At 66.6% G+C, this 22,365-nt stretch carries 20 protein-coding genes; 6 read left to right on the forward strand and 14 right to left on the reverse strand.

Annotated elements, in window-relative coordinates:
- From IB259_RS05955 to IB259_RS06000, 10 genes are all read right to left on the reverse strand, one after another.
- The gene (locus tag IB259_RS05955; protein ID WP_054454041.1) at positions 1 to 852 is read right to left on the reverse strand and encodes a branched-chain amino acid ABC transporter permease; all 852 of its coding nucleotides are present in this window, start codon (positions 850 to 852) and stop codon (positions 1 to 3) included.
- Positions 853 to 900: 48 nt separating this feature from the next.
- On the reverse strand, positions 901 to 2,148 hold the full coding sequence (locus tag IB259_RS05960; protein ID WP_054454039.1) for an ABC transporter substrate-binding protein: 1,248 nt from the start codon (positions 2,146 to 2,148) through the stop codon (positions 901 to 903).
- Between the two features lie 228 nt (positions 2,149 to 2,376).
- Entirely contained in the window at positions 2,377 to 3,183 is an 807-nt protein-coding gene (locus tag IB259_RS05965; protein ID WP_054454824.1) for a putative hydro-lyase, read from the reverse strand.
- Positions 3,184 to 3,290: 107 nt separating this feature from the next.
- Complete coding sequence (locus IB259_RS05970; RefSeq protein WP_088140712.1) at positions 3,291 to 4,196, reverse strand: LysR family transcriptional regulator; 906 nt, start codon at positions 4,194 to 4,196, stop codon at positions 3,291 to 3,293.
- Between the two features lie 79 nt (positions 4,197 to 4,275).
- A complete protein-coding gene (locus IB259_RS05975) occupies positions 4,276 to 5,625 on the reverse strand; it encodes an amidase (protein ID WP_192327998.1) in 1,350 nt (449 codons plus the stop codon).
- 83 nt (positions 5,626 to 5,708) lie between these two features.
- On the reverse strand, positions 5,709 to 6,392 hold the full coding sequence (locus IB259_RS05980; protein WP_054454032.1) for a DUF2848 domain-containing protein: 684 nt from the start codon (positions 6,390 to 6,392) through the stop codon (positions 5,709 to 5,711).
- A 74-nt stretch (positions 6,393 to 6,466) separates the two neighbouring features.
- Positions 6,467 to 7,750, reverse strand: coding sequence for a TRAP transporter large permease (locus IB259_RS05985; RefSeq protein WP_119449675.1), 1,284 nt, complete (start codon positions 7,748 to 7,750; stop codon positions 6,467 to 6,469).
- The gene (locus IB259_RS05990; RefSeq protein WP_054454028.1) at positions 7,747 to 8,367 is read right to left on the reverse strand and encodes a TRAP transporter small permease subunit; all 621 of its coding nucleotides are present in this window, start codon (positions 8,365 to 8,367) and stop codon (positions 7,747 to 7,749) included. The genes IB259_RS05985 and IB259_RS05990 overlap by 4 nt, the downstream gene beginning before the upstream one ends.
- A 196-nt stretch (positions 8,368 to 8,563) precedes the next feature.
- Positions 8,564 to 9,610 (reverse strand): TRAP transporter substrate-binding protein, encoded by a 1,047-nt coding sequence (locus IB259_RS05995; protein ID WP_054454026.1) that lies wholly within the window; start codon positions 9,608 to 9,610, stop codon positions 8,564 to 8,566.
- A gap of 421 nt (positions 9,611 to 10,031) precedes the next feature.
- Complete coding sequence (locus IB259_RS06000; RefSeq protein WP_054454022.1) at positions 10,032 to 10,937, reverse strand: LysR family transcriptional regulator; 906 nt, start codon at positions 10,935 to 10,937, stop codon at positions 10,032 to 10,034.
- 87 nt (positions 10,938 to 11,024) lie between these two features.
- Between IB259_RS06000 and IB259_RS06005 the strand changes: the two genes are divergently transcribed.
- Complete coding sequence (locus IB259_RS06005; RefSeq protein WP_192328001.1) at positions 11,025 to 11,984, forward strand: DMT family transporter; 960 nt, start codon at positions 11,025 to 11,027, stop codon at positions 11,982 to 11,984.
- Between the two features lie 97 nt (positions 11,985 to 12,081).
- Entirely contained in the window at positions 12,082 to 13,272 is a 1,191-nt protein-coding gene (fabV, locus tag IB259_RS06010) for an enoyl-ACP reductase FabV (protein ID WP_119449673.1), read from the forward strand.
- Between the two features lie 9 nt (positions 13,273 to 13,281).
- On the opposite strand, the gene serB is transcribed toward fabV, so the two are convergent.
- A complete protein-coding gene (serB, locus tag IB259_RS06015; protein ID WP_192328004.1) occupies positions 13,282 to 13,995 on the reverse strand; it encodes a phosphoserine phosphatase SerB in 714 nt (237 codons plus the stop codon).
- A 14-nt stretch (positions 13,996 to 14,009) separates the two neighbouring features.
- On the reverse strand, positions 14,010 to 14,918 hold the full coding sequence (locus tag IB259_RS06020; protein WP_192328007.1) for a LysR substrate-binding domain-containing protein: 909 nt from the start codon (positions 14,916 to 14,918) through the stop codon (positions 14,010 to 14,012).
- A 244-nt stretch (positions 14,919 to 15,162) separates the two neighbouring features.
- Between IB259_RS06020 and IB259_RS06025 the strand changes: the two genes are divergently transcribed.
- From IB259_RS06025 to IB259_RS06035, 3 genes are read left to right on the forward strand one after another with little or no spacing between them, the layout of a single operon-like run.
- Positions 15,163 to 16,239 carry an ABC transporter ATP-binding protein gene (locus tag IB259_RS06025; protein ID WP_054454012.1) on the forward strand — a complete coding sequence of 359 codons (1,077 nt, stop codon included), beginning with the start codon at positions 15,163 to 15,165 and terminating at the stop codon, positions 16,237 to 16,239.
- Positions 16,240 to 16,252: 13 nt separating this feature from the next.
- Entirely contained in the window at positions 16,253 to 17,899 is a 1,647-nt protein-coding gene (locus tag IB259_RS06030; protein WP_054454010.1) for an iron ABC transporter permease, read from the forward strand.
- Positions 17,900 to 17,921: 22 nt separating this feature from the next.
- The gene (locus tag IB259_RS06035) at positions 17,922 to 18,905 is read left to right on the forward strand and encodes an ABC transporter substrate-binding protein (RefSeq protein ID WP_192328010.1); all 984 of its coding nucleotides are present in this window, start codon (positions 17,922 to 17,924) and stop codon (positions 18,903 to 18,905) included.
- Positions 18,906 to 19,005: 100 nt separating this feature from the next.
- Here the strand turns inward: IB259_RS06035 and IB259_RS06040 are convergent, their stop codons facing one another.
- On the reverse strand, positions 19,006 to 19,683 hold the full coding sequence (locus IB259_RS06040; protein ID WP_054454006.1) for an ABC transporter ATP-binding protein: 678 nt from the start codon (positions 19,681 to 19,683) through the stop codon (positions 19,006 to 19,008).
- Here IB259_RS06040 and IB259_RS06045 point away from each other — a divergent pair.
- Positions 19,682 to 20,329, forward strand: coding sequence for an arylesterase (locus IB259_RS06045; protein ID WP_054454005.1), 648 nt, complete (start codon positions 19,682 to 19,684; stop codon positions 20,327 to 20,329). The two genes, IB259_RS06040 and IB259_RS06045, sit on opposite strands and share 2 nt — an antisense overlap.
- Before the next feature lie 11 nt (positions 20,330 to 20,340).
- Here the strand turns inward: IB259_RS06045 and IB259_RS06050 are convergent, their stop codons facing one another.
- Positions 20,341 to 22,302, reverse strand: a complete 1,962-nt coding sequence (locus IB259_RS06050; RefSeq protein WP_192328013.1) for a SurA N-terminal domain-containing protein — start codon at positions 22,300 to 22,302, stop codon at positions 20,341 to 20,343.
- Between the last annotated feature and the right edge of the window lie 63 nt (positions 22,303 to 22,365).

Consider the following 22,365-nt stretch of genomic DNA (forward strand, 5'->3'; position numbering starts at 1 on the left):
TCACCACCGCCCGAACAGGCCGCGCGGCCGATACCAGAGAACCAGGATGAACAGGATGAAGACGCTCACCGTCTTCAAGGCCGGCGCGACGAAGTAACCCGTCATGGCTTCGATGATCCCGATCAGGATGCCCGCGATGAAGGCGCCCGGCAGCGAGCCGAAGCCGCCCATGCACACGGCCACGAAAGCCAGCAGGCCGAACACGGTGCCCACCGAAGGAAACACATAGAAGAAGGTGGTCAGCAAGGCGCCAGCCAGCCCCACCGCCGCGCTGCCCAGCATCCAGACCTGGGCGTTGACCCGGTCCGGCGAAATGCCCACCAGCGCCGCCACCTGGCGGTCTTCCGCCACGGCCTGCAAGGCATGGCCCCAGCGCGTGCGGTACACCAGGATGAACAGCGCGACCACCACCACCAGCGCGATCAGGCCCGTGACCACCTGGGGCCTGCCCAGCGAGATGCCGGCAACCGTGACGCTGCCCGACACCAGCGTGTCCGGCAGGCTGCGGTAGTCGGGGCTGAAGGCGATGAAGGCGATCTGACGCAGCACCAGCCCGAGACCGAAGGTGGCCAGGATGACCGCCATCGCCGGCCCCTTTTGCAGGCGGCGGATGATGAGCGCATAGGTCAGGAAGCCGACGAAGGCGAGCAGGACCGCCACCAGCGGCGCCGACAGCGTGGGATCGATGTGGCCCAGCGTGTAGAGCCAATAGGCGGCATACATGCCCAGCATCAGGAACTCGCCATGGGCGAAGTTGATGACGTCGGTGATGCCCCATATCAGCGCCAGCCCCACCGCCACCGCGGCATAGATCAGGCCGTTGAACAGGCCTGCCGAGAGAGCTTCGAACATGGAGTGCTCCTCGCGGCAGGCCCCGCGGCCCGCCGCGTCAGACTATGTTTACTTCCAGGTGAACGGCAGCGTGGGCAGGTTCTTGTCCGTACGGTATTTTTCCGGCCATACGGTCTGGTAGGCGGCGCCCTTGAGCTCCAGGATCAGGCCCGAACCCTTGGTGTTCTGGCCCTTGGCGTCGAACTGCACGCCGGCCCAGGGCATCGCGACCTGCGCCTCGCCCAGATCGGTGGCGGCCAGCGCCTTGCGGATCGCCTCGGGGTCCGTCGAGCCGGCCCGGTTGATCGCGTCGGCCAGCACCAGCACCCCTTGCATCGAACGCGCGTTGTTGCCGTTCAGGTCCTTGCCCGTCTTGGCCTTGTACATGTCGTTGATCTTCTTCAGCCCGGCCTTGGATGCGGCCACGTCATTGCCCCAGACGTCGCGCGTCAGCACGCCCTGGACCTGCGGCCCCACTTCCTGCACGAAGCGCGAATCGATGAAACCCGCGTCGTTGGCCAGCAGCACCGGCGGCGCGTACTTGCTTTCGCGCATGGTGCGCACGAACAGCATGGCGTCCGACGTATAGCTGGCGAAGATCGCCACGTCCGGCTTGGCGGCGGCGAGTTTCTGCACTTCCGCCGTCACCGAGGCCGAGCCCGCGCTATAGGCAATGTTGGCGACCAGTTGGCGCTTGTATTGTTTTGCGAACTTTTCGACCGCCTTGTAGGTGTTCACGCCGAAGTCGGTGTTCTCGTACACCACGGCGATCTTGGCGGTCGGCACGGCCTTCACGCCGTCCAGGAACTGCATCATGTTCTCGACGAAGGTATCGTCATTGGGCGAGGTGCGGAAGAACCACTTGTAGCCGCGCTCGGTCAGGTCAGGGCTGCTGGATTCGCCGTTTACATAGGGAATGCCGCGCTGCTCGGCGATGCGGCTGGCGGTCTTGGTCACGGCGGACTGGTAGGCGCCGGTCAGGGCCACGACCTTTTCCTGGTCGATCAGGCGTTGGGCATCGGCCAGGCCCACTTCGGGCTTGCCCTGGGAATCGCCGAACACCACTTCGATCTTGGCGCCTCCCAGCGCCGGCAGCCCGCTGCCCGCGGCCAGCGGTATGCCTTCCAGTTCGGGATGCGGATTGTTGATGATTTCGACCGCCAGTTCGACGGCCGCCTTGATTTCAGACCCCGTCGACGCCAAGGCGCCCGATAGCGGATAGATCGCGCCGATGCGCACGGCCTGTTGCGCCTGCGCGGGAACGGCGCACATCAGCGCCAGGCTCGCGGCGACACCCGCGATGAGCTTCATCTTCATAACTGGACTCCTGGATTGGACCGGCTGGGTATGAAAGCAATGCATGGCCGCGTTCGCGGCGGCACGAGACCGTCCGGCAAGCTGGAAGGCCCCAGATTCAAAGCGGTTGTCGCCATTTCCCCTTGTCCTTTAATGGATCGTTTTGGTGGCACAACTGGTATTGCAGCGCGAGTACGACTTCTAACCGCTACCCGCTTACGCGCTGCTGAGAAAGCGGATCGCAGGCGGTCAGAACACCGCCATCCGGCTATTGATGAGGTCCGTGACCAGCATGTGGCCCGGCGCGTGGGTAATGCAGAACTCCGGCCGCACGGCTGCGACCACCGACTGCGGCGTCACGCCGCAGGCCCAGAACACAGGCATCTCGCCTTCGCGTATCTCCACCGGATCACCATAGTCCGGGCGGTTGACGTCGGCAATCCCGATCAACGCGGGGTCGCCGATATGCACCGGCGCGCCGTGGACCGAGGGAAAACGCGAAGTGACCTGGATGGCGCGGATGGCGTCCGCGGCCTTCAGGGGACGCATGGATACGACCAAGGGGCCGCCGAACACGCCCGCGGCATGGGTCGGGATGCTGGTGCGGTACATCGGCACGTTGCAGCCCTGCTCGATGTGGCGCACGGGCAGGCCGTTGTCCAGCATCGCTTCCTCGAAGGAGAACGAGCAGCCGATCAGGAACGACACCAGATCGTCGCGCCACAGGTCGCGCACGTCGGTGGGCTCGGCCACCAGCTCGCCGTTCTGCCAGACGCGATAACGCGGGATGTCGCTGCGGATGTCGATGTCCTGGCCCAGTTCCGGCACAGCGGGATCGCCCGGTTCGGACATGGCGAGCAAGGGACAGGGCTTGGGATTGCGTTGACAGAAATGCAGGAAATCCGCCGCGAGCGCGCGCGGCAGGATCGCCAGGTTGGCCTGTACATGGCCGGGCGCCAGGTTGGCGGTGGGGCCGGTGAGCTTGCCGCTGCGCGCATCCAGGCGCGCCTGGCGGGCCAATTCCACGCTAGTGCGCGCGGCAGGGTTCGTATGCATGTCCATCCCTTCAATGACGATTCAGGTATGGGGACATTGCACAGGAACCGCGCAGCAGCGTCCAATCACAAGTTGCGATAGACCCCGATCAAAATTACTTATCAGGGTTATGCCGGATGGCGCAGCGCCTCTTCGCGCGCAATCTGCTGCGCTGCTTCGGCCACCGCGCGCGGAATCTGGCTGTCCGGCCCCTGCATCCAGCAGGCGGTGTAGTGCAGCGGCGGCAAGGCCGGCGCCTTCACGTCCAGGATGCGCAATTCGCCTTGCGCCAGCTCCTTGTGCAGGATGACGGGCGCGATGACCGCGGTGCCGATGCCGTCCTGCGCCATCCGCACGATGACGCTGAGCGCCGAACTGCCGTACATGCGCGGCGCCTCCACGCCGGCCTGCTGCAACAGCTGGCGCACGGCGCGGTGCGGGTCGGTGGTGGACGGATACGTGATGACGGGCCATTCGGCCAGCCGCTTCAAGGGGATGGGCTGGCGCCCCACCTTGAGCTTGGGACTGGCCACCCAGCTCAGCGGGTAGTTGCAGAGATACAGGTTTTCGATGCGCGGCTCTTCCATCGGCCCGAGCAGGAACGCCAGGTCGATCTGGCGCGAAGCGAGCTGCGTCTTCAGCACGGTGGTCGTATCCACCTGGATCTCGACCATCAGCGCCGGATAGACGTCGTGCAGATACTCCATCAGGGTCGGCAGCCAGGTATGGACGATGGTTTCCGACACCCCCAGCCGCAACATGCCGCTCATGACGCTCTTGGCGCGCGCGGCCTCCTGCATGTCGCGCCGCATCTGCAGCATGCGCTCGGCGTGCGACAGCAGTTCGCGTCCCTTGCCCGTCAGCTTGATACCGCGCGCATCGCGGTCGAACAGGCGCACGCCCAGATCGGATTCCAGCGACGCGATGCGCTGGGAAATGGCGGGCTGGGTAGCATTCAGCTTTTCGGCGGCCGCCCGGAAACCGCCCAGGGTAGCGACCCAGAAGAACGTTTCGATATTGCGCAGATCGATCATGGCGGCGGCATCCGGCTATGCAGCCGCCATCTTAGCGCCCGGGGCGGGCCCGGCGGCTGCCGCCCGCCCCCGCTGCGCGTCACTGGCCGGCGTAGAGCGCTTCCACCGCCAGGCCGATGCTCAGGATGCGGCGGTCGGCGCCGTTGCTGCCCGCGATCATCAGGCCCACCGGCGCCGTGCCTGCGGCATGGCAAGGCAGCGACAGCGCGCAGCCATCCAGGAAATTGATCAGCGTCGGATTGCGCAGGATCAGGCCATTGGCGGCGTAGTAGGCCTCGTCCGAGGCCTGCAGGTCGGCCACCGCCGGCGCCACGATGGGCGTGGTCGGCATGATCAGGGCGTCGTAGCCGGCGATGCGCCGGTCCACTGCCGCGACCCAGGCTTCCCGCGCATCCAGCAGGTCCAGGTAGTCGGCCGCGCTCATGTCCTTGCCACGCATGATGCGCGACACCACGCGCGGGTCATAGCGCTTGCCGGCGCGGGCGATCAAGTCGCGGTGCCAGGCCCAGGCCTCGGCGGCGGTGAAGCCGCCCTTGGCGTTGATGGCGGCCAGTTCGGCGAATTCCGGAATCGCAATCTCTTCGACCAGGGCGCCGGTGGCCTTCAGGCGGCTGACGGCGACTGCAAAGCTGTCGGCGACATGCTTGTCCATGGCGTCCAGCGCCAGCGTGGTCGGGATGGCCAGGCGCAGGCCGTGCAGCACGGCCGCTTCCGGCACCGGGCCGCCGTCCCCGGACAGGATGGCGTCCAGCTCGGCGCAGCAACGCACGCTGGCGGCGATCGGGCCGATGGAGTCCAGGTTGGCCGACAGCGGCAGCACGCCTTCCATGGACACGCGCCAGGCGCTGGGCTTGAAGCCCGTCAGGCCGCACAGCGCGGCCGGAATGCGCACGGAACCGCCGGTGTCCGAGCCGATAGCCGCGGCCGACATGCCGTCGGCAACCGACACCGCGGCGCCCGAGGACGAGCCGCCCGGGATGCGGCCGGTGGCGCGGTCGTAGGGGTTCAGGGGCGTGCCGTAATGGGGATTGATGCCCAGGCCCGAATAGGCAAATTCGGTCATGTTGGTGCGGCCGATGATGACCGCGCCTGCGGCGATCAGGCGGCGCACGACTTCGGCGTCGGCGTCGGCCGCCGGTTCGCCCTCGCGGGCCACCGAGCCCGCCATCGTGGTTTCGCCTTCGACGTCGAAGAGATCCTTGATGCTGATGGGCAGACCCTCGATCGCGGAGCGGACGATGCCGGCGGCGCGCAGCGTGTCGGAGGCTTGCGCCTGCGCCAATGCCGATTCGGCGTACAGGCGGGTGAACGCGCGGGCGCCCTCGCCCGCTTCGTCCTGCGCGCGGGCCAGCGCCGCCTGCGTCAGTTCCACGGAGGTGCTGCGGCCCTCTTGCAGGGCCTGGGTCAGATCATTCAAAGTCGGAACCATAGTCATCCTAGTGCCGTCTTGCGGCTTGAGTGCAAACGGGCGCGCCAGCGGGCGCGCCTCGCGATCAGCGCCTGGGGCCTGAATCAGGCCACCACGGGGAGCGTCTCGACATGATAGCGGTGGCGCAGGCTGCGCTGGCGCCGCGGATCGTGCAACTCCATGGTGAAGTCGGCCGCGGCGCGGATGCCGCCGATCGCGCCCACCGTGCCGCAGGTCATGCCCGCGCCGGCCGGCAGCACCGTGGCGCCGCCGGTATAGCCTGCGATCAGGTCCTGCGGCGTGCGCAGCGACGCCAGCGGGCCTTCCTGGTACAGCACTTCCACGCCGTTCTCGACGATGTAGGAACGGATGATGAGCTCGTCCCAGTAGTCCGCCACGTCGGCCAGACGCCAGGCGCTCGTGGCCACGGGCTTGACGCAGACCTGCTTGGACATCGCCACGCTGTAGGTTTCCAGCTTGCGGTCGGTATGGTCGGACGCGATGCTGACGTACATTTCGCCGTCCACGGAGAACACGAAGGTCTCGACTTCTCCCGACGAATCTTCGCCCAGCGCCTGCACGGTTTCCTTCTGGGTCAGCTGGTTGTCGGCGATGCGGTAGTACAGCGGCACGCTGCTGGGGCGCGGCACGCCGATGGCGGCGAGTTCTTCGATGTGGTGCTCGATCGCGGCCATGTCGCGTCCGGCCCAGCCGGCGACGATCAGGGTGTTGAACTCCACTTCCACCTGGCGGGGTTGCGAGTCTTCGATCTGGAATACGGCTTTCATATCTGTCCTGCTGAGAATAAGGGGGTGAAGGACGCGGCGGCTCGCCGCGCCCCGGAATGTCTAGGAAATGAAGGTCAGCCGAACACGCGCGGCAGCCACAGCGCCACGTCCGGCCAGAAGGCCAGCAACGCCAGCATCACGAACATGGCGGCCACGAACGGCAGGCTGCCCATGATGACCGCGCTCATGGAACCGCTCTTGCGCAGGCTCTGCACCACGAACAGGTTCAGGCCCACGGGCGGCGTGATCAAGGCGGCTTCGACCAGGATGATGATGACGATGCCCAGCCAGATGGGATCGAACCCCAGACCGATCATGATGGGCGCCACGATGGGGATGGTCGTGATCATCATGGACAGCGTTTCCATGAAGCAGCCCAGCACCAGGTAGAAAATCACCACGATCAGCAGCATCCAGCCGGGCGACAGGCCCAGGCCCGTGATCGACTTGGTCAGCGCATCGGTCAGCCCGGTCGCGGACATGACGAAGTTCAGGAAGCTGGCCGCCACCACGATCAGCATGATCATGGCCGTGGAGCGCATGGTGCCTTCCATGACCTCGCGCAGCATTGACCACGACAGGCGGCGGAACCAGGCCGCCAGGATGAACGCGCCCAGCACGCCCAGCGCAGCCGCCTCGGTCGGCGTGGCCAGGCCGGCGTAGATGGAACCCACCACCAGGAAGAAGATCCCCATGGGCGGCGCCAGATGCACCAGGCTGGCAAAGCGCTGGCCCCAGCTCGCCTGGATCTTCTTGCCGCCCCAGGACGGCTTGGCGACGCAGGCGATGACCACCGTCAGCATGAACAGCGCGGCCATCGCGAAACCCGGAATGATGCCGGCCAGGTAGAGCTTGGGCACCGAGGAGTTCGTCAGCACGCCATAGATGACCAGATTGATCGAAGGCGGGATCAGGATGCCCAGCGTGCCGCCGGCGGCCAGGCTGCCCAGGAACAGCGGCTCGTTGTAGCCGTACTTGCGGATCTGCGGAATGGCCACCGTGCCCACCGTCGCGGCGGTCGCCACGCTGGAGCCCGAGGTGGCCGAGAACAGCGTCGAGGCGCCGATATTGGCGTGCATCAGTCCGCCCGGCAGCCACGACAGCCAAAGGCTCATCGCGCCATACATGCGTTCGGCGAAGCCCGCGCGCAGCAGCACCTCGCCCAGCATGATGAACAGCGGGATAGCCACCAGCAGGAATTCGTTGTTGGTGCTCCAGGAAACTTCGCCGATGGCGCGCGTCAGCGGCAGCATGGAGAACAGCGGGTCCAGGATCAGGCCCAGCACGCCCAGCGCCGCGCCCACCGGAATGGACAGGCCGATCAGCACCAGAAGCAGTATCAATGCGGTGGAAATCATGCGGCCTCTCCCTTCACCATGCGCTCGCCGGCGGCGGCTTCCTCGTCGGCTTCTTCCTGCGCCGAACGCACGCCGCAAATGCTCCTGACCAGTTCAATGTCGCCCGTGACCAGCGCGGCGGAAGCGCGCGCCAGCATCAGCGCGACGGTGATGCACATCCAGCCCAGGCCGAGCAGCCACAGGCCCTGCGGAATCCACAACGGCGTGGCCAGCGGCGTATTGGCCGCGGATTTCTGCGCCCAGGAGGTCTGCACCACCTCCGACGCGTAGTAAGTCAGGTACACCATGAAGACCGCCAGGGCCACCATGGAAATCCAGTCCAGCACGGCCGCAACGCGCACCGGCATGTACTGGTAGACCACGTCCACGCGCACATTGGCGCGCTGCAACGTGGCGAACGCCAGCGCCCAGGACGTGCTGATGGCGAAGGCATAACTGGACAGCTCGTCCGCGCCGCCGGTCGTGAAGCCCAGGAATTTGCGGGCCAGCACATCGAACGAGATCAGCAGCACGCTGGCCACCGTCAGCGCGCCGCCGGCCCACACGGCCAAGCGCGAAAAGCTCTCGGCGCGCCGCAATAGCCCGCCCAGCAGGCGGAAGTGTTCAGATTGAGTCATGAGTAAAACCTTTGCAGGGCCAGGCACACATCGCCGCCCCAGCTATGTCGAGAACCGCCCTATCGGGACGCCCCACGGAGCCAGCTCTCCCGATCCATCGCCCCCCTCCCCAAATCGGGATGCCGCGGATCCGGCTCCACCGGTCCGCAGGCATGCCCCCCTGGGGGGGAAGCGCGGTAGCGCTTCGGGGGGGAGACTACTTCTTCGCCACCACGCCCAGCGTCTTGCCGATGGTGGCGTTGAAGTCCTTCACGCACTGGGCCGAGCAGCGCGCGGCCCACTTCGGCAGCACGGCTTCTTCGGTGACCTTCTTCAGCAGCGCGCGGTCAGCATCCGAGGGCTGGACCAGGACCATCTTGCCCTTGACCGGGAACGGGCAAGCGGCAGCGCCCGTGTTGCAGTCATAGCCTTCCTGCGTCTGGCGCGCGGCGGCGTCCCAGATGTTGTCGACCAGCGTCTTCACATTGGTCTGCAGGAAAGTGCGCACGTTGGGGTCCAGCTTGTCCCAGGCCTTCTGGTTCACGGCGTGGATCTGCTGGTTCCAGTTGATCGGCAGCGCGACCAGGTGGGTCGACACTTCGTACCACTTGGCCGAGTAGCCGGACAGCGAACCCGTGATGGCGCAATCCACCACCTTGTTCTGCAGCGCCGGCACCACTTCGCCGAAGGCCATGGTCACGCTGGAGCCGCCCAGCGCTTCGACGAACTCGGCGGTGGTGCGGCTGCTGGTGCGGACCTTCTTGCCCTTGATGTCGGCCAGGCCCTTGATTTCGGCGTTGCAGAACAGCACCTGCGCGGGATAGGTGGAAATGCCCAGCAGCTTGACGTTGCTGCCCTCGCCATACAGCTTGGCGTAGACCGGTTCGAACGCGTCGGTGACGGCGCGCGCGGTCTTGACGTCGGGCGCCAGTCCGGCCAGGTCGATCGCTTCGTTGATGGGATTGTCACTGGCGAAGTACGCCAGGGTGGCGGTGCCGAATTCGACCACGCCCTGCGACATCAGGCGCAGCAATTCGGGGCCCTTCAAGCCCATTTCGTTGAAGCCCTTGATGTCGGCCGTGACCTGGCCCTTGGACAGCTCGGGGATGGTCTTGGTCCAGAACGGCTTTTCGTAATCGTTGTAGGCGGTCAGGTTGCTCAGGCCGCCCACGACTTTCAACTGGGTCTTGGGGAGGTCCTGGGCCTGGACGGCGCCGGCCAACAGGCTGGCGGCGACGGCGGCGAAAACTAGCGACTTCTTCATGGACAAAACTCCTGGCTGGCGGGATGGTATGCCGCGCGCCGGATCCCGTTATCCTGGCGGCGCGCGGTGGCAATCGAAGAGTCTGGAGATCAGCCGCGCAGCGGCGCGCGTCGCGCCTGCGCGGCATGGCTTGCCGCCCGGTTCCGGGAATGGGACATACGCTGGTTCATGCTTTCCCCCGCTCTATGCATCCAGGCGATCGTTATTGATGTGGCGCCATTGCAGCGTCAGGGGCGCGGAGCGTCCAATCGTATGTTGCGATACGGGGGTATAAATTTTTCTTTGGTCTCGTGCGGCAAGCGCCCCGCGTTTCGCGCAAACGACGCGGTGGCGCGGCTTGGCGGGCAGTTGGGCGCGTCGCAACGTGGCCGCGTCGCACGGCCGCTACGGCCGGCGGCGCAGCCCCTGCTGGGGTAAACACCTAGAGCGGAATCCCGTCCGCAGCCTGCTCGGCCACCTTCTGCGCCATCTGCGCGATGACCCGTACCGCGTGACTATCCGGCCCCTGCACCCAGGTAGCCGTGAAGCTCAGTTCCGGCAAAGGATCCGCCTCCACGCGCAGGATGCGCAATTCGCCGCGCGCCAGCTCCTTGCCCAGGAACACCGGCGCGATGACGCTGGTGCCGATGGCGTCCTGCGTCATCCGCACCACCATCGACATCGACGCACTGCCGTACATGCGCGGCGACGTCACGCCGGCGCGAGTCAGCATGTCGCGCACCACGCGGTAAGGCGCGCTGTTGGAGGGATAGGTGATGATGGGCAGCTTGCCTATCCGCTCCAATGTCAGCGGCTCCGGCCCCAGATCCAACAGGGGGCTGGCGACCCAAGCCAGCGGATAGGTGCATAGGGGCAGGTTTTCCACACGCGCCTCGAGCACCGGCCCCATCAGGAAGGCCAGATCGATCTGGCGCGACATCAGGTGCGAGCGCAGCACATGCGTCGTGTCCACCTCTATTTCCAGCACCAGCGCCGGATAGTTCGAATGGATCAGCTCGATCAGCGTGGGCAGCCAGGTCTGCACGATGGTCTCGGCCACGCCGATGCGCACGGTGCCGCTCATGACGTTTTGCTCGCGCGCGGCTTCGAACATGTCGCGCCGCACCTGCAGCATGCGTTCGGCATGCGACAGCAGTTCATGCCCCTTGGCGGTCAGCTTCACGCCGCGCGCCTCGCGCTCGAACAGGAGCACGCCCAGGTCGGCCTCCAGCGAGGCGATGCGCTGCGATACCGCAGGCTGGGTGGTGTTGAGTTTCTCCGACGCGGCGCGAAAACTGCCCAGCGTGGCCACCCAAAAAAAAGTTTCGATGTTGCGTAGTTCTATCATGAGCCTGTTCCCCCGGCGCGATGAGCGTATCATGGCAGCCGCCCGGTACCTGCAAACCGGCGTTTCAGCCAACAAAGGAGTTTGTCGATGACCCCGGCCGATGACGGTCGCACGCGCCGCTCAGCGCCCGCTTCCAGCGGCCCGATGATGGGGGTGCTGTTGCTGGTGCTGTCGATGTGGACGCTGTCGTGCCTGGATGCCAGCGGCAAGTGGGTCATGAATGCGGGCGTGCCGCTGCTGGTGCTGTCGTGGTTCCGCTATGCCGTGCACCTGGCGCTGGTGCTGGCCCTGGTACTGCCCGCGCGCGGCCTGGGCGTTTTTCGCAGCAAGAAGCCGCGCGAACAGATCCTGCGTGGCGGCTCGATGTTCCTGGCCACGCTGATGTTCTTCACCACGCTGAGCTACATCCCGCAGGCCGAGGCCACCGCCATCAACTTCCTGGCGCCGCTGCTGGTGCTGTCCGCCGCGCCCTGGGTCCTCAAGGAACCCGCCCGCCTGTCGCGCTTCGTGGCCGCCGGCATCGCCTTCATCGGCGTGATCATCGTGATCCGCCCGGGCGGCGGCCTGGATCCGGTGGGCACGGTGTTCGGCCTGCTCACGGCCTGTTGCTTCGCCGTGCAGTTCATCGCCACGCGGCGCGTGGCGGGCGACGACCCGTTTACCTCGCTGATCTGGAGCGGCGCCGTCGGCACGCTTTGCCTGACCTTGTCCCTGCCCTTCATCCTGCCGCCTGCCCTGCCAGTGCTCAAGGCCCTGGCGCCGCTGGACTGGATTGTGCTGATCTCCACCGGCATCACCGGCGGCCTGGGACATCTGTTCCAGATCGCCGCCTACCGCCGCGCGCCCGCTTCCACCCTGGCGCCCTTCGTCTACCTGCAGATCATCAGCGCCACCTCGGTCGGCTGGCTGGTCTGGGGCCACTTCCCGGACCCGCTGACCTGGCTGGGCATCGCCATCATCTGCGCCAGCGGCATAGGCATCGGCCTGATCGAATGGCGCCGCAGCCGCGCCCAGGCCGCGCCGCTGGCCGGGGCCGACGCACGCTGAGCCGGCAGCGCGCAGGCGCCGCCTCCCGTACAATGCGGGTCGCTTTTTGCGCTTTCGCGCATGGGCGATCCAGGCATTTCCCCGAATCGAGGCTCCCATGATCATCAAGCCCCGCGTGCGCGGTTTCATCTGCGTCACCACCCATCCGGCCGGCTGCGCCGCCAACGTCCGCAACCAGATCGACTACGTCCGCGCCCAGGGGCCGATAGCTGGCGGACCGAAACGCGTACTGGTCCTGGGCGCATCGACCGGCTATGGCCTGGCGGCGCGGATCAGCGCGGCCTTTGGCTGTGGCGCGCAGACGCTGGGCGTGTTCTTCGAGCGGCCGGGCGACGCCGCCAAGGCCGGCACGCCGGGCTGGTACAACACGGCGGAGTTCCACGAGCAGGCCCACGCCGCCGGACTCTATGCCAAGAGCGTCAACGGCGACGCCTTCTCCGACGAAATCAAGCGCAAGACCATAGACCTCATCAAACAGGATCTGGGCCAGGTCGATCAGGTGATCTACAGCCTGGCCGCGCCGCGCCGCACGCACCCGAAAACCGGCGAAGTCTTCAATTCGACCCTCAAGCCCATCGGCCAGGCGGTCAACCTGCGCGGCCTGGACACCGACCGCGAAGTGGTCAAGGAATCCGTGCTGGAACCCGCCACCCAGGCCGAGATCGACGCGACTGTCGCCGTCATGGGCGGCGAAGACTGGCAGATGTGGATAGACGCGCTGCTGGAAGCCGGCGTGCTGGCCGAAGGCGCCACCACCACGGCCTTCACCTACCTGGGCGAGAAGATCACCCACGACATCTACTGGAATGGCTCGATCGGCGCCGCCAAGAAGGATCTGGACCAGAAGGTGCTGGAGATCCGCGCCAAGCTGGCCGCGCGCGGCGGCGACGCCCGCGTGTCGGTGCTCAAGGCGGTGGTGACGCAGGCCAGCTCGGCGATCCCCATGATGCCGCTCTACCTGTCGCTGCTGTTCAAGACCATGAAGGAGGCCGGCACGCACGAAGGCTGCATCGAACAGGTCTATGGCCTGTACCGCGACAGCCTGTGCGGCAAGACGCCGATCCTGGACCAGGACGGCCGCCTGCGCGCCGACTACAAGGAACTGGATCCCGAGGTGCAGGCCCGCGTGCAGGCGCTGTGGGGCCAGGTCACCAACGACAACATCTACCAGCTGACGGACTTCGCGGGCTACAAGCAGGACTTCCTGCGCCTGTTCGGCTTCGAAATCGAAGGCGTCGACTATGAAGCCGACACCGATCCGGCCGTGGAAATCCGCGGGCTGGCTTGAGTCCCGGCGCTAGCGCGCCATCAGCTCCAGCAGGCGGTCCAGGCCGCCTTCGTCGATTGCGACATTGACCTCCTCGCGCACGGCCGGTTTGGCGCGGTAGCCCACCGACAGGCCCGCCGCGCGCATCATCGGCAGGTCGTTGGCGCCGTCGCCCACGGCGATGGCGCGCTCCGGCCCTACGCCCAGCGCCGCGCACACTTCCAGCAGCTTGCGGCGCTTTTCCTCGCCATCGCAGATGTCGCCCCAGGCTTGCGGCAGCAGCCGGCCGGTCAGGCGTCCGTCCACGATTTCCAGCACATTGGCGCGCACGTCGTCCAGCCCCAGTCGCACCCGCAGCCGGTCGGTGAAGCAGGTAAAGCCGCCAGTCACCAGCAGGCAGGTCAGGCCCGCGGCCTTGCACGCCGCGATCAGCGTTTCCGCGCCCGGATTGATGCGCACACGCTGTTCATAGACCTCGTCCAGCGCCGCTTCCGGCATGCCTGCCAGCAGCGCCACGCGCTCGCGCAGGCTCTGCTTGTAGTCCTTGATCTCGCCGCGCATGGCGGCTTCCGTCAGCGCCGCCACCTCGGCCTTCTTGCCCATCAGGTCCGCCATTTCGTCCAGCGTCTCGATCGAGATCAGCGTGGAGTCCATGTCGAAGGCGATGAGCTTGTAGTCCGCGAGCGCCAGCGGAGGCGCAATGCCGCGCCAGGAAAGGCCGGGTGTCGTAGAGGCGGAATGCATGGGGGATCCTTGGTCTATGCGGTGTGTGTGGGGTCGCGCCCTTGCTCGCGCAACCACTCGATGAACAGTAGCGCCGACGCGGCGGCCGGGCCGTCCTGGCGGTACAGCGCGTGGATGCCGGCGTTCGGCAGCTGCGGGCCGTCGAACAGCGGGCGCAGGCGATCGGCGCGGATGTCGTCTTCCAGCAGGCACCAGGGCGCCAAGGCGATGCCCAGGTCGTTCATGGCGGCCTGCATGCACAGGAACTGGTGGTCGAACACCGGCCCCGGCAATTGCGCAGGCACGTCCACCTTGGCCAGCGCGAACCAGCGCGGCCAGTGGTCCATGCCGCCCGCGATCTTCAGCAGCGGATGCCCCAGGCAATCCGCGGGCGCGGCCAGGCGGTTGCGCTCGATGAAGCGCGGCGATGCCACCGGCACGTGGAAGTCGTCCAGGCAGTGCACGCAGGTCAGGTCCGAATGCGCCATGTAGCCGTGGCGGATCAGCACGTCGCTGCCCGTGTCGCCGCCGCGGTCCAGGAACGACCGCCCTTGCGTGGTGAGCTGCACGTCCACGCCCGGATGCCGCGCCTGGAACGTCGACAGGCGCGGGATCAGCCACTTCATGGTCAGCGACGGCGTGGCGCAGACGCGTAGCACGCCGCCGTAGGCGGGCGATTTCAGCTTGGCGGTCGCGGCCGCGATGCGTTCCAGGCTGGCCTGGATTTCCGGAAAGTAGGCCTGGGCGCAAGGCAGCAGCGCCACGCCGCGCGCCTCCCGCGCGAACAGAGGCTGCCCCACGTACTCTTCGAGTATGCGGATCTGCTGGCTGACCGCGCTATGCGTGATGCTCAGTTCGTCGGCGGCCGCGGTGAAGCTGCGCAGACGCGCCGCGGCTTCGAACACGCGCAAGGCCTTCAGCGGCGGCAGGCTCTGCCCCGCCATCTCAGTTGCGGCCCGCCCGCGCGCCGGCCCGGCGCCGCGCTGTGCTGCTCTTTCCCACGTTTTCCCTTGTCGTCTATTTTTTTGTCGGCGCTGCATGCGCGCGCCTGTCCTATCCAGCCGCATTCTAGGTGATAGCCCGCGCGCCGACCTCTTAGAAAAACTAACGACTACCCTTAAAAAACACCGCTGGTCGGGCGCCCACCGCGTTTCTATGATGCCCGCAACCTCAGGCAGGAAGCGAAACATGGCATCAATCACCGTAGACGGCATCGTCAAGACTTTCGGCGGGCAGCAAGTGCTGCGCAATCTGTCGCTGCACATCCCCGACGGCGCGTTCTACACGCTGCTGGGCCCCAGCGGCTGCGGCAAGACCACGCTGCTGCGCTGCATTGCGGGCTTCTATGCTCCCGACGGCGGACGCCTGCTGTTCGACCAGGACGACGTGACCCACGTGTCCGCGCACCGCCGCGATATCGGCATGGTGTTCCAGGACTATGCGCTGTTCCCCGACAAGACCGCGTTCGACAACGTGGCCTACGGCCTGCGCGCCCGCGGCGTGGCGCGCGCCGAGATCACGCGGCGCGTGAACGAGGCGCTGGACAAGGTCGGGCTGCTGACGCTGGCCGAACGCTATCCGGCGCAGATGAGCGGCGGGCAGCGCCAGCGCGTGGCGCTGGCGCGCGCGCTGGTGATCCGGCCGCGCGTGCTGTTGATGGATGAGCCCCTGTCCAACCTGGACGCCAAGATGCGCCTGCAGATGCGCGACGTGATCCTGGACCTGGTGCGCGAGGCCGGCATCACGACCGTGTTCGTCACGCACGACCAGGAAGAAGCGCTGGCGATGTCCGACCGCATCGCCATCATGGACCGCGGCGACATCGCCCAGCTGGGCACGCCGGAAGAACTCTACGGCACGCCGGTAAACGCCTACGTCGCGGACTTCATCGGTTCGGCCAACGTGATCCCGGTGCCCGCCCGCAACGGCCAGGCCGGCGCCCCCGCCGGCCATGTGCGCTACGAGATCTGCGGCCTGGGCTTTGACGGCGTGCAAGGCAGCGACCAGCTGGACGGCAAGGGTGTGCTGATCGCGCGCCCGGAAGAGCTGGCCCTGATGGCGCCCGCTCCCTACGTGCCCAATACCTTGCCGGGCAAGGTGCTGCGACGCCAATACCTGGGCTTCAAGACCGCATACCGCATTGCGCTGGACAACGGCTCCGAGATCCGCGTCGAGCTGCATGCCGGCAACATGGTGGCGCAGTTCCAGCCCGGCGAAGCCGTGCAGGTGCTGATTCCCGCCGACAGCCGCGTCGTCAACGCCTGAGGACGCGCCGACCATGAAAATCAAATGGTGGCCCTGGGGCGTCCTGACGGCAATCAGCCTGGCCCTGCTGCTGTTCTTCGTGCTCTACCCGCTGGCCGTGCTATTCAGCAACAGCGTCACCGGGCAGGATGGCGGTTTCACGCTGGAGGGCTTCAAGGCCCTGCTGGCCGACTCCCAATACGTCGAGGCCTTCGGCAATACCCTGATCCTGGGCCTGGCGGTCACGGCCTGCACGGTGCTGGTGGGCGTGCCCTTCGCCTACATGGTGGCGCGCTTCGACTTTCCGCTGAAGAACCTGGTGGCGATCCTGCCGGTGCTGACCATCGTGATCCCCGAGATCATCGTGGGCCAGTCCTGGCTGCTGATCCTGGGCAATAACGGCATCCTGACCAACCTGCTGGGCGACGCCGGCATTTCGCTGCCCTCGTTCTACGGCTGGACCGGCATGGTGTTCTCCATGACGCTGGTCTACTACACCTACATCTACCTGGGCGTGCTGGCGGCGCTGCGCGGCTTCGACGGCCAGCTGGAAGAAGCGGGCCTGAGCCTGGGCACGCCGCCGTTGCTGACCAAGCTGCGCGTCCTGGTGCCGGTGTTGCTGCCGGCGGTGCTGGTCAACGCGCTGGTGGTGTTCACGCTGGTGGTGGGCAACTTCGCGCTGGCCATGCTGCTGGGCAGCCGCGTGCCGCTGCTGTCGGTCATGACGTACAACACCTTTGTCAGCGAAATGGGCGGTAGCCCGACCCTGCAGAGCGCGATGTCGGTGGTGTCCATTGCCATCGTCGCCATCGTGCTGTTCTTCCAGAAACGCGTGGTCGAACGCAAGGTCTACACCATGACGCAGGGGCGCGCGCCGGCCGCTACCCGCGTGCGCTCCTGGACCGCCCTGCTCTACACCAGCGGTGTCGGCCTGATCATCTTCATTTCGCTGCTGCCGCTGATCGTGGTCTTCATCGCTGCCTTCACCAAGACCAGCGGCCCGGTCATGCAATGGGGACAATGGTCGCTGGCCAGCATGCAGCGCGCGCTGCATGGCGCGCCGGAGCCCATCCTGAACTCGCTCAAGTTCGCCTCGCTGGCCACGGTGCTGGGCGTGGCCTTCGCGGTGCTGGTCAGCTATCTGACGATCAAGAAGCGCAGCGCCTCGACCCAGGTGCTGGACTACATCGTGGTGCTGCCCCTGACCATTTCCGGCACGGTGCTGGGCATCGCACTGGTGCAGACCTTCAACACCGGCTGGCTGGTGCTGGCGGGCACGTCGGGAATCATGGTGCTGTGCTACACGGTGCGGCGCCTGCCGTTCGCGGTGCGCAACGCGTCGTCGGTGCTGTTCAACATCCCCGAGTCGATCGAGGAAGCGTCGATCAGCCTGGGCGTGTCGCCGCTCATGACCTTCTTCAAGGTGATCCTGCCCGCCATGAAGGCGTCCATCATCTCGGCAGCCATCCTGATGTGGCTCACCACCATTTCCGAGCTGTCGGCCTCCATCGTCGCCTACAGCGGCGGCCTGGAGACCATGCCCATCGCCATCTTCCGCCAGGTCGACGGCGGCAGGCTGGGCATGGCGTCGGCCTATGGCGCGGCGCTGGTCACGGTCATCGTGCTGCCCATCATCGTGTCGGTCAAGGCGTTCCGCATCAAGCTGTTCTCCGGTAAATAACCCACTTGCACAGAGGCTAACCATGCAATTCAAGCACCTACTTCAGTACAGCGTCCTGGTCGCCGCCCTGGCTACTGGCGCCGCCCAGGCCCAGAACGTCGTGCTCTATTCGTCCAACAACACGGAGACGATCGAAACCGCGCTGGACGCGGTGAAGCAGAAGTCGCCGAAATTGAACGTGCAGCCCGTCACCGGCGGCACCGGGACGATGATGAAGCGCATCGAGGCCGAGGCGCAGAATCCGCGCGGCGACCTGTTCTGGAGCGGCGGCTTCGGCACGCTGGGCGCCTACCGCCAGCATCTGCAGCCCTACCGCCCGGCCGACCTGGACAAGATCCCAGCCGAGTTCCGCGGTCCGGACGATCTGTGGGTGGGCACCAACGTGCACGTCATGGTGATGATGGTCAACGAGCGCCAGCTCAAGGGCCTGCCCGCGCCGGCCACCTGGTCCGACCTGATGCAGCCGCAGTGGAAGAACAAGTTCGCCATCACCGACCCGTCCAAGAGCGGCACGGCCTACATGCTGGTGTATGGCCTCTTCAAGCAATTCGGCCAGGAAGGCCTGGACAAGATCGCCGCCAACGCGGTGGTCACGGCATCGTCCGGCACCACCTACAAGGGCGTGGCCGCGGGAGAGTATGCCGTGGGCATGACCCTGGAGTACGCCGCGCAGGAATACGTGGCCGGCGGCCAGAAGGAAATCAAGCTGGTCTACCCGACCGAGGGCAGCTACCTGGCGCCGGAAGGCATGTTCATCATCAAGGGCGCGAAGAACATGGACGCGGCCAAGGCCTTGTATGACGGCCTGTTGAGCAAGGAGTCGCAGGAAGCGCAACTGGTGAAGAACTTCCGCCGCCCGACGCGCACGGACGTGGCCGTGGCCAGCCTGACCACCCTGCCCGACCTGAAGACCATCAAGATCTTCCCGGTCAGCCAGGATGCCGCGGCAAAGGAGTATGAAGCGGTGGTCGCCGCCTGGAACCAGGCGGTCGCGAAATCCAAGTAAGAGGAAGAGGGTAAGGCCCTCACGCCGCGCCCCTCCGGGGCTCGCAGCCCCCCCCGAGGGGCTGGTCCAACTTGGAAGCCCGGCGGTGGGGCCGGCGGCATCAGGCGCCGTTGACCATCCGCCCCGCCGCCAGCACCAGCTGACGCCCGCAACGGGCGGCCAGCTGCGGATCGTGGGTCACCAGCACCAGCGTGGTGCCGTGCTCGCGGTGCAGGTCGAACATCAGGTCGATGACCGTCACCCCTGTGGCGGCGTCCAGGCTGCCGGTGGGCTCGTCCGCGAACAGCAGGTCCGGCTGCACCACGAAGGCGCGCGCCAGCGACACGCGTTGCTGCTCGCCGCCCGACAGGGTGCGCGGGTAGTGATGCAGGCGCTTGCCCAGCCCCACCCGCTCCAACATGGCCTGGGCCGCGTCCCGCGCCGATTGCCCGGCCAGCTCCAACGGCAGCATCACGTTTTCCAGCGCCGTCAGGTTGGGCAGCAGCTGGAATGACTGGAATACGAAACCCACATGATTGGCCCGCAAACGCGCGCGGCCGTCCTCGTCCAGCGAGAACAGGTCCTGCCCGGCCAGGCGCACGCTGCCCGCGCTGGGAACATCCAGGCCTGCCAGCAGTCCCAACAAGGTGGACTTGCCCGACCCCGAACTGCCGGTGATGGCCACGGCGCTGCCCGCCTCGACCGTAAAATCTATACCTTCCAGGATGGAGAGCGTGCCGCCGGCATCTGCCACCTGCTTGCCCAGCCCTTTCACCTCGATCGAATTCTTGTTATCCATGCGCCTATTTTCCCGTCTGCTACTCATGACCGCCATGGCGACCGCCGTCGTGGCGCCCGCCCACGCTCAGACCGCCGCCGCGGCCCAGGGTTCCGCGCCCCGCACGGTGTTGGTCCTGGGCGACAGCCTGTCGGCCGAATACGGCATCAAGCGCGGCACCGGTTGGGTGCCGCTACTTTCGGCCCGCGTAGCGGAACAATACCCCAAGTACCAAGTCGTCAATGCCAGCATCAGCGGCGACACGACCAGCGGCGGCGTGGCCCGCCTGCCCGCGCTGCTGCGCCAGCATGCGCCGGCCGTGGTGGTGCTGGAGCTGGGCTCGAACGACGCGTTGCGCGGCCTGCCGCTGACCATGACCGAGCAGAACCTGCGCACCATGGCCCAGGCCGCCCGCAAGGCCGAGGCGCAGGTCCTGATCGTCGGCATGCAGATTCCGCCGAATTACGGCCGGGATTACACCCAGCGCTTCGCGCAGGTGTTCCCAACGGTCGCCAAAGACGAAAACGCCCGGCTCGTGCCCTTCCTGATGGAAGGTATCGCAACGAACCGGGCGATGTTCCAGGCTGACGGCATCCATCCGAACGAGGATGCCCAGCCTTTGCTGCTGGACAACGTGTGGCCGACGCTGCGGCCACTGTTGAACTGATCCTGGGCTGATCAGCCGGCTGCCGGCTGATCGCCGCGGATGACCGCGGCGGCGGCGGGCAGCACCTGCACCTTGTACTCTTCGCGCAGCATGCGCAGCATGGCTTCGTTTTCGGCCTGGCCCCAGGCGCCCGACAGCTGCTGCGCCAGGCGCTCCTTGTCGGCCGGATCGACCGTGCCGGCCTCGACCTTCTCCAGGCGCGCCAGCGTGTAGTCCGAACCCGATTGCACGCCGGCGTAGGCCGGCAGCGTGGCGGCGGGCAGGCGCATGACGGCGTCCAGCACCGGACGCGGCAGATCCTTGGGATCCTGGCGCGACACGATCACCGGCGCGCCAAAGCCTTCCGGCGTTGCGGCGGGGTTAGTCTTGTCGGCAGCCAGCGCGGCTTCGCCGGCCTTCTTGGCGGCTTCGGCCGAACGCTCGTCCAGCAGCTTGGCGCGGATGGTGTCCGAGACCTTGTCCAGCGGCGGCACGTGGGACGGCTCGACAGCGGCCACGCGCAGGGCCAGCATGGTGTCGGGCGAGAGTTCGATCACGCCGGAGTTCTGCTTTTCACGCAGCACGTCGGGCGAGAACAGCACCTGGCGCACGCGCGGGTTGTCCAGCAGCGCGGCATCGGGGCCGGCGGCGGCCGAGCCCGGACCCGCCTTGTCGGCGGGCAGCAAACCTTCGCGGGTCACGCCGGAAGCGGTACGCAGCTTCAGGCCGACGGCGTCGGCGGCGGGCTGCAGGCTGTCGCGCTGGTCATAGACCTGCTTGTTCAACTGGCTGGCCATTTCCGAGAAGCGCACGGCGGCGAGCTGCTTGCGGACTTCGGCGGTGATCTGGTCCTTGACCTCGGCCAGCGGCTTGATGGCGGCGGGCTGGATTTCGGTGACCTTGACCACGTGCAGGCCGGACGGGGTTTCGATCACGCCGGACACCTGGTCCTTGGCCTGGCCGAAAATCGCCTTTTCCAGCGGACCGGTCAACATGCCGGGCGCGAGCCAGCCCAGATCGCCGCCATTGGTCGCCGAACCCGCGTCCTGCGAGTTCTTGCGGGCCAGTTCGGCGAATTGCGCCGGATCGGCGGCGGCCTGCTTGGCGAGGTCCTCGGCCTTGGCACGGGCGGCCTTGCGGGCGTCTTCCGACGCGCCAGGCGCCAGGTTGATCATGATGTGGCTGGCGCGGCGGCGTTCGGGCTGGCCGAAGCGGTTCTTGTTCTGCTCGTAGTAGGACGCGAGGTCCTCGTCCTTGACCTGCACGCCTTGCGTGGCGGCGGCCTCGTCCAGCACCAGGTACTGGACCTGGACCTGTTCGGGAATCTGCAGTTGCTGCTTGTTGGCGTCGTACCAGGCCTGGATGTCGGCCGGGCTGACGCTGACTTGCGAGCGGTAGTCGGCAGCGGCGAAGCGGCGCAGTTGCACCGTGCGCTGCTGCGTCAACGCCGTTTCCAGCGCGGCCACGACCTCGCCGGGTGCGCGGGCCGACTGGCCCACGGGCTCCAGCACGCGCGCGACCGCCAGATCGCGGCGCAGGCCGGCTTCGAACGAGGTCGGCGACATGCCTTGCGCAGCCAGCACCTGGCGATAGCGCTCGGGCGAGAAGCGGCCATTGTCCTGGACTTCCGGAATCGCGGCGATGGTGTTGCGCAGCGTTTCGTCGGACACCGAGAAACGGTTGTCGACGGCAACGTTGGCCAGCAGGCGCTGGTTGATCAACTGATTGAGCAAGCCTTCGCGCAGCGCCGGCGTGTCGATGACGGCCGGATCGAACTGGGCGCCCAGGCGCTGGCGGAACTGCTCCAGCTGGTTGCGGTGCGCCTGATCGAACTCGGCCCGCGACACGGGTTGGCCATTGACCGTGGCCAATTCAGGCTCGGCGCGCATGAAGCTGTCATAGCCTTGAATACCGACCAGGAAGAAGGACGGCACAATCAGAAGCAGCAGGATGAACTGCATCCAGCGCCGATGGCTGCGAATAAATTCGAACATGGAATCCCTGTTGCCGCACCCCGGGCGCAAGCCCAAAGCCGCAAGAAAACGCATAAAAAAAGG

The organism is Achromobacter sp. ACM04, assembly GCF_014851465.1.
Classification (GTDB): Bacteria; Pseudomonadota; Gammaproteobacteria; order Burkholderiales; family Burkholderiaceae_B; genus Achromobacter; species Achromobacter aegrifaciens.

Bases quoted from the DNA above. Each gene is read 5' to 3' on its own strand.
- IB259_RS05955 (WP_054454041.1), bottom strand. From the start codon at position 852: ATGTTCGAAGCTCTCTCGGCAGGCCTGTTCAACGGCCTGATCTATGCC.
- IB259_RS05960 (WP_054454039.1), bottom strand. From the start codon at position 2,148: ATGAAGATGAAGCTCATCGCGGGTGTCGCCGCGAGCCTGGCGCTGATG.
- IB259_RS05965 (WP_054454824.1), bottom strand. From the start codon at position 3,183: ATGCATACGAACCCTGCCGCGCGCACTAGCGTGGAATTGGCCCGCCAG.
- IB259_RS05970 (WP_088140712.1), bottom strand. From the start codon at position 4,196: ATGATCGATCTGCGCAATATCGAAACGTTCTTCTGGGTCGCTACCCTG.
- IB259_RS05975 (WP_192327998.1), bottom strand. From the start codon at position 5,625: ATGGTTCCGACTTTGAATGATCTGACCCAGGCCCTGCAAGAGGGCCGC.
- IB259_RS05980 (WP_054454032.1), bottom strand. From the start codon at position 6,392: ATGAAAGCCGTATTCCAGATCGAAGACTCGCAACCCCGCCAGGTGGAA.
- IB259_RS05985 (WP_119449675.1), bottom strand. From the start codon at position 7,750: ATGATTTCCACCGCATTGATACTGCTTCTGGTGCTGATCGGCCTGTCC.
- IB259_RS05990 (WP_054454028.1), bottom strand. From the start codon at position 8,367: ATGACTCAATCTGAACACTTCCGCCTGCTGGGCGGGCTATTGCGGCGC.
- IB259_RS05995 (WP_054454026.1), bottom strand. From the start codon at position 9,610: ATGAAGAAGTCGCTAGTTTTCGCCGCCGTCGCCGCCAGCCTGTTGGCC.
- IB259_RS06000 (WP_054454022.1), bottom strand. From the start codon at position 10,937: ATGATAGAACTACGCAACATCGAAACTTTTTTTTGGGTGGCCACGCTG.
- IB259_RS06005 (WP_192328001.1), top strand. From the start codon at position 11,025: ATGACCCCGGCCGATGACGGTCGCACGCGCCGCTCAGCGCCCGCTTCC.
- fabV (WP_119449673.1), top strand. From the start codon at position 12,082: ATGATCATCAAGCCCCGCGTGCGCGGTTTCATCTGCGTCACCACCCAT.
- serB (WP_192328004.1), bottom strand. From the start codon at position 13,995: ATGCATTCCGCCTCTACGACACCCGGCCTTTCCTGGCGCGGCATTGCG.
- IB259_RS06020 (WP_192328007.1), bottom strand. From the start codon at position 14,918: ATGGCGGGGCAGAGCCTGCCGCCGCTGAAGGCCTTGCGCGTGTTCGAA.
- IB259_RS06025 (WP_054454012.1), top strand. From the start codon at position 15,163: ATGGCATCAATCACCGTAGACGGCATCGTCAAGACTTTCGGCGGGCAG.
- IB259_RS06030 (WP_054454010.1), top strand. From the start codon at position 16,253: ATGAAAATCAAATGGTGGCCCTGGGGCGTCCTGACGGCAATCAGCCTG.
- IB259_RS06035 (WP_192328010.1), top strand. From the start codon at position 17,922: ATGCAATTCAAGCACCTACTTCAGTACAGCGTCCTGGTCGCCGCCCTG.
- IB259_RS06045 (WP_054454005.1), top strand. From the start codon at position 19,682: ATGCGCCTATTTTCCCGTCTGCTACTCATGACCGCCATGGCGACCGCC.
- IB259_RS06040 (WP_054454006.1), bottom strand. From the start codon at position 19,683: ATGGATAACAAGAATTCGATCGAGGTGAAAGGGCTGGGCAAGCAGGTG.
- IB259_RS06050 (WP_192328013.1), bottom strand. From the start codon at position 22,302: ATGTTCGAATTTATTCGCAGCCATCGGCGCTGGATGCAGTTCATCCTG.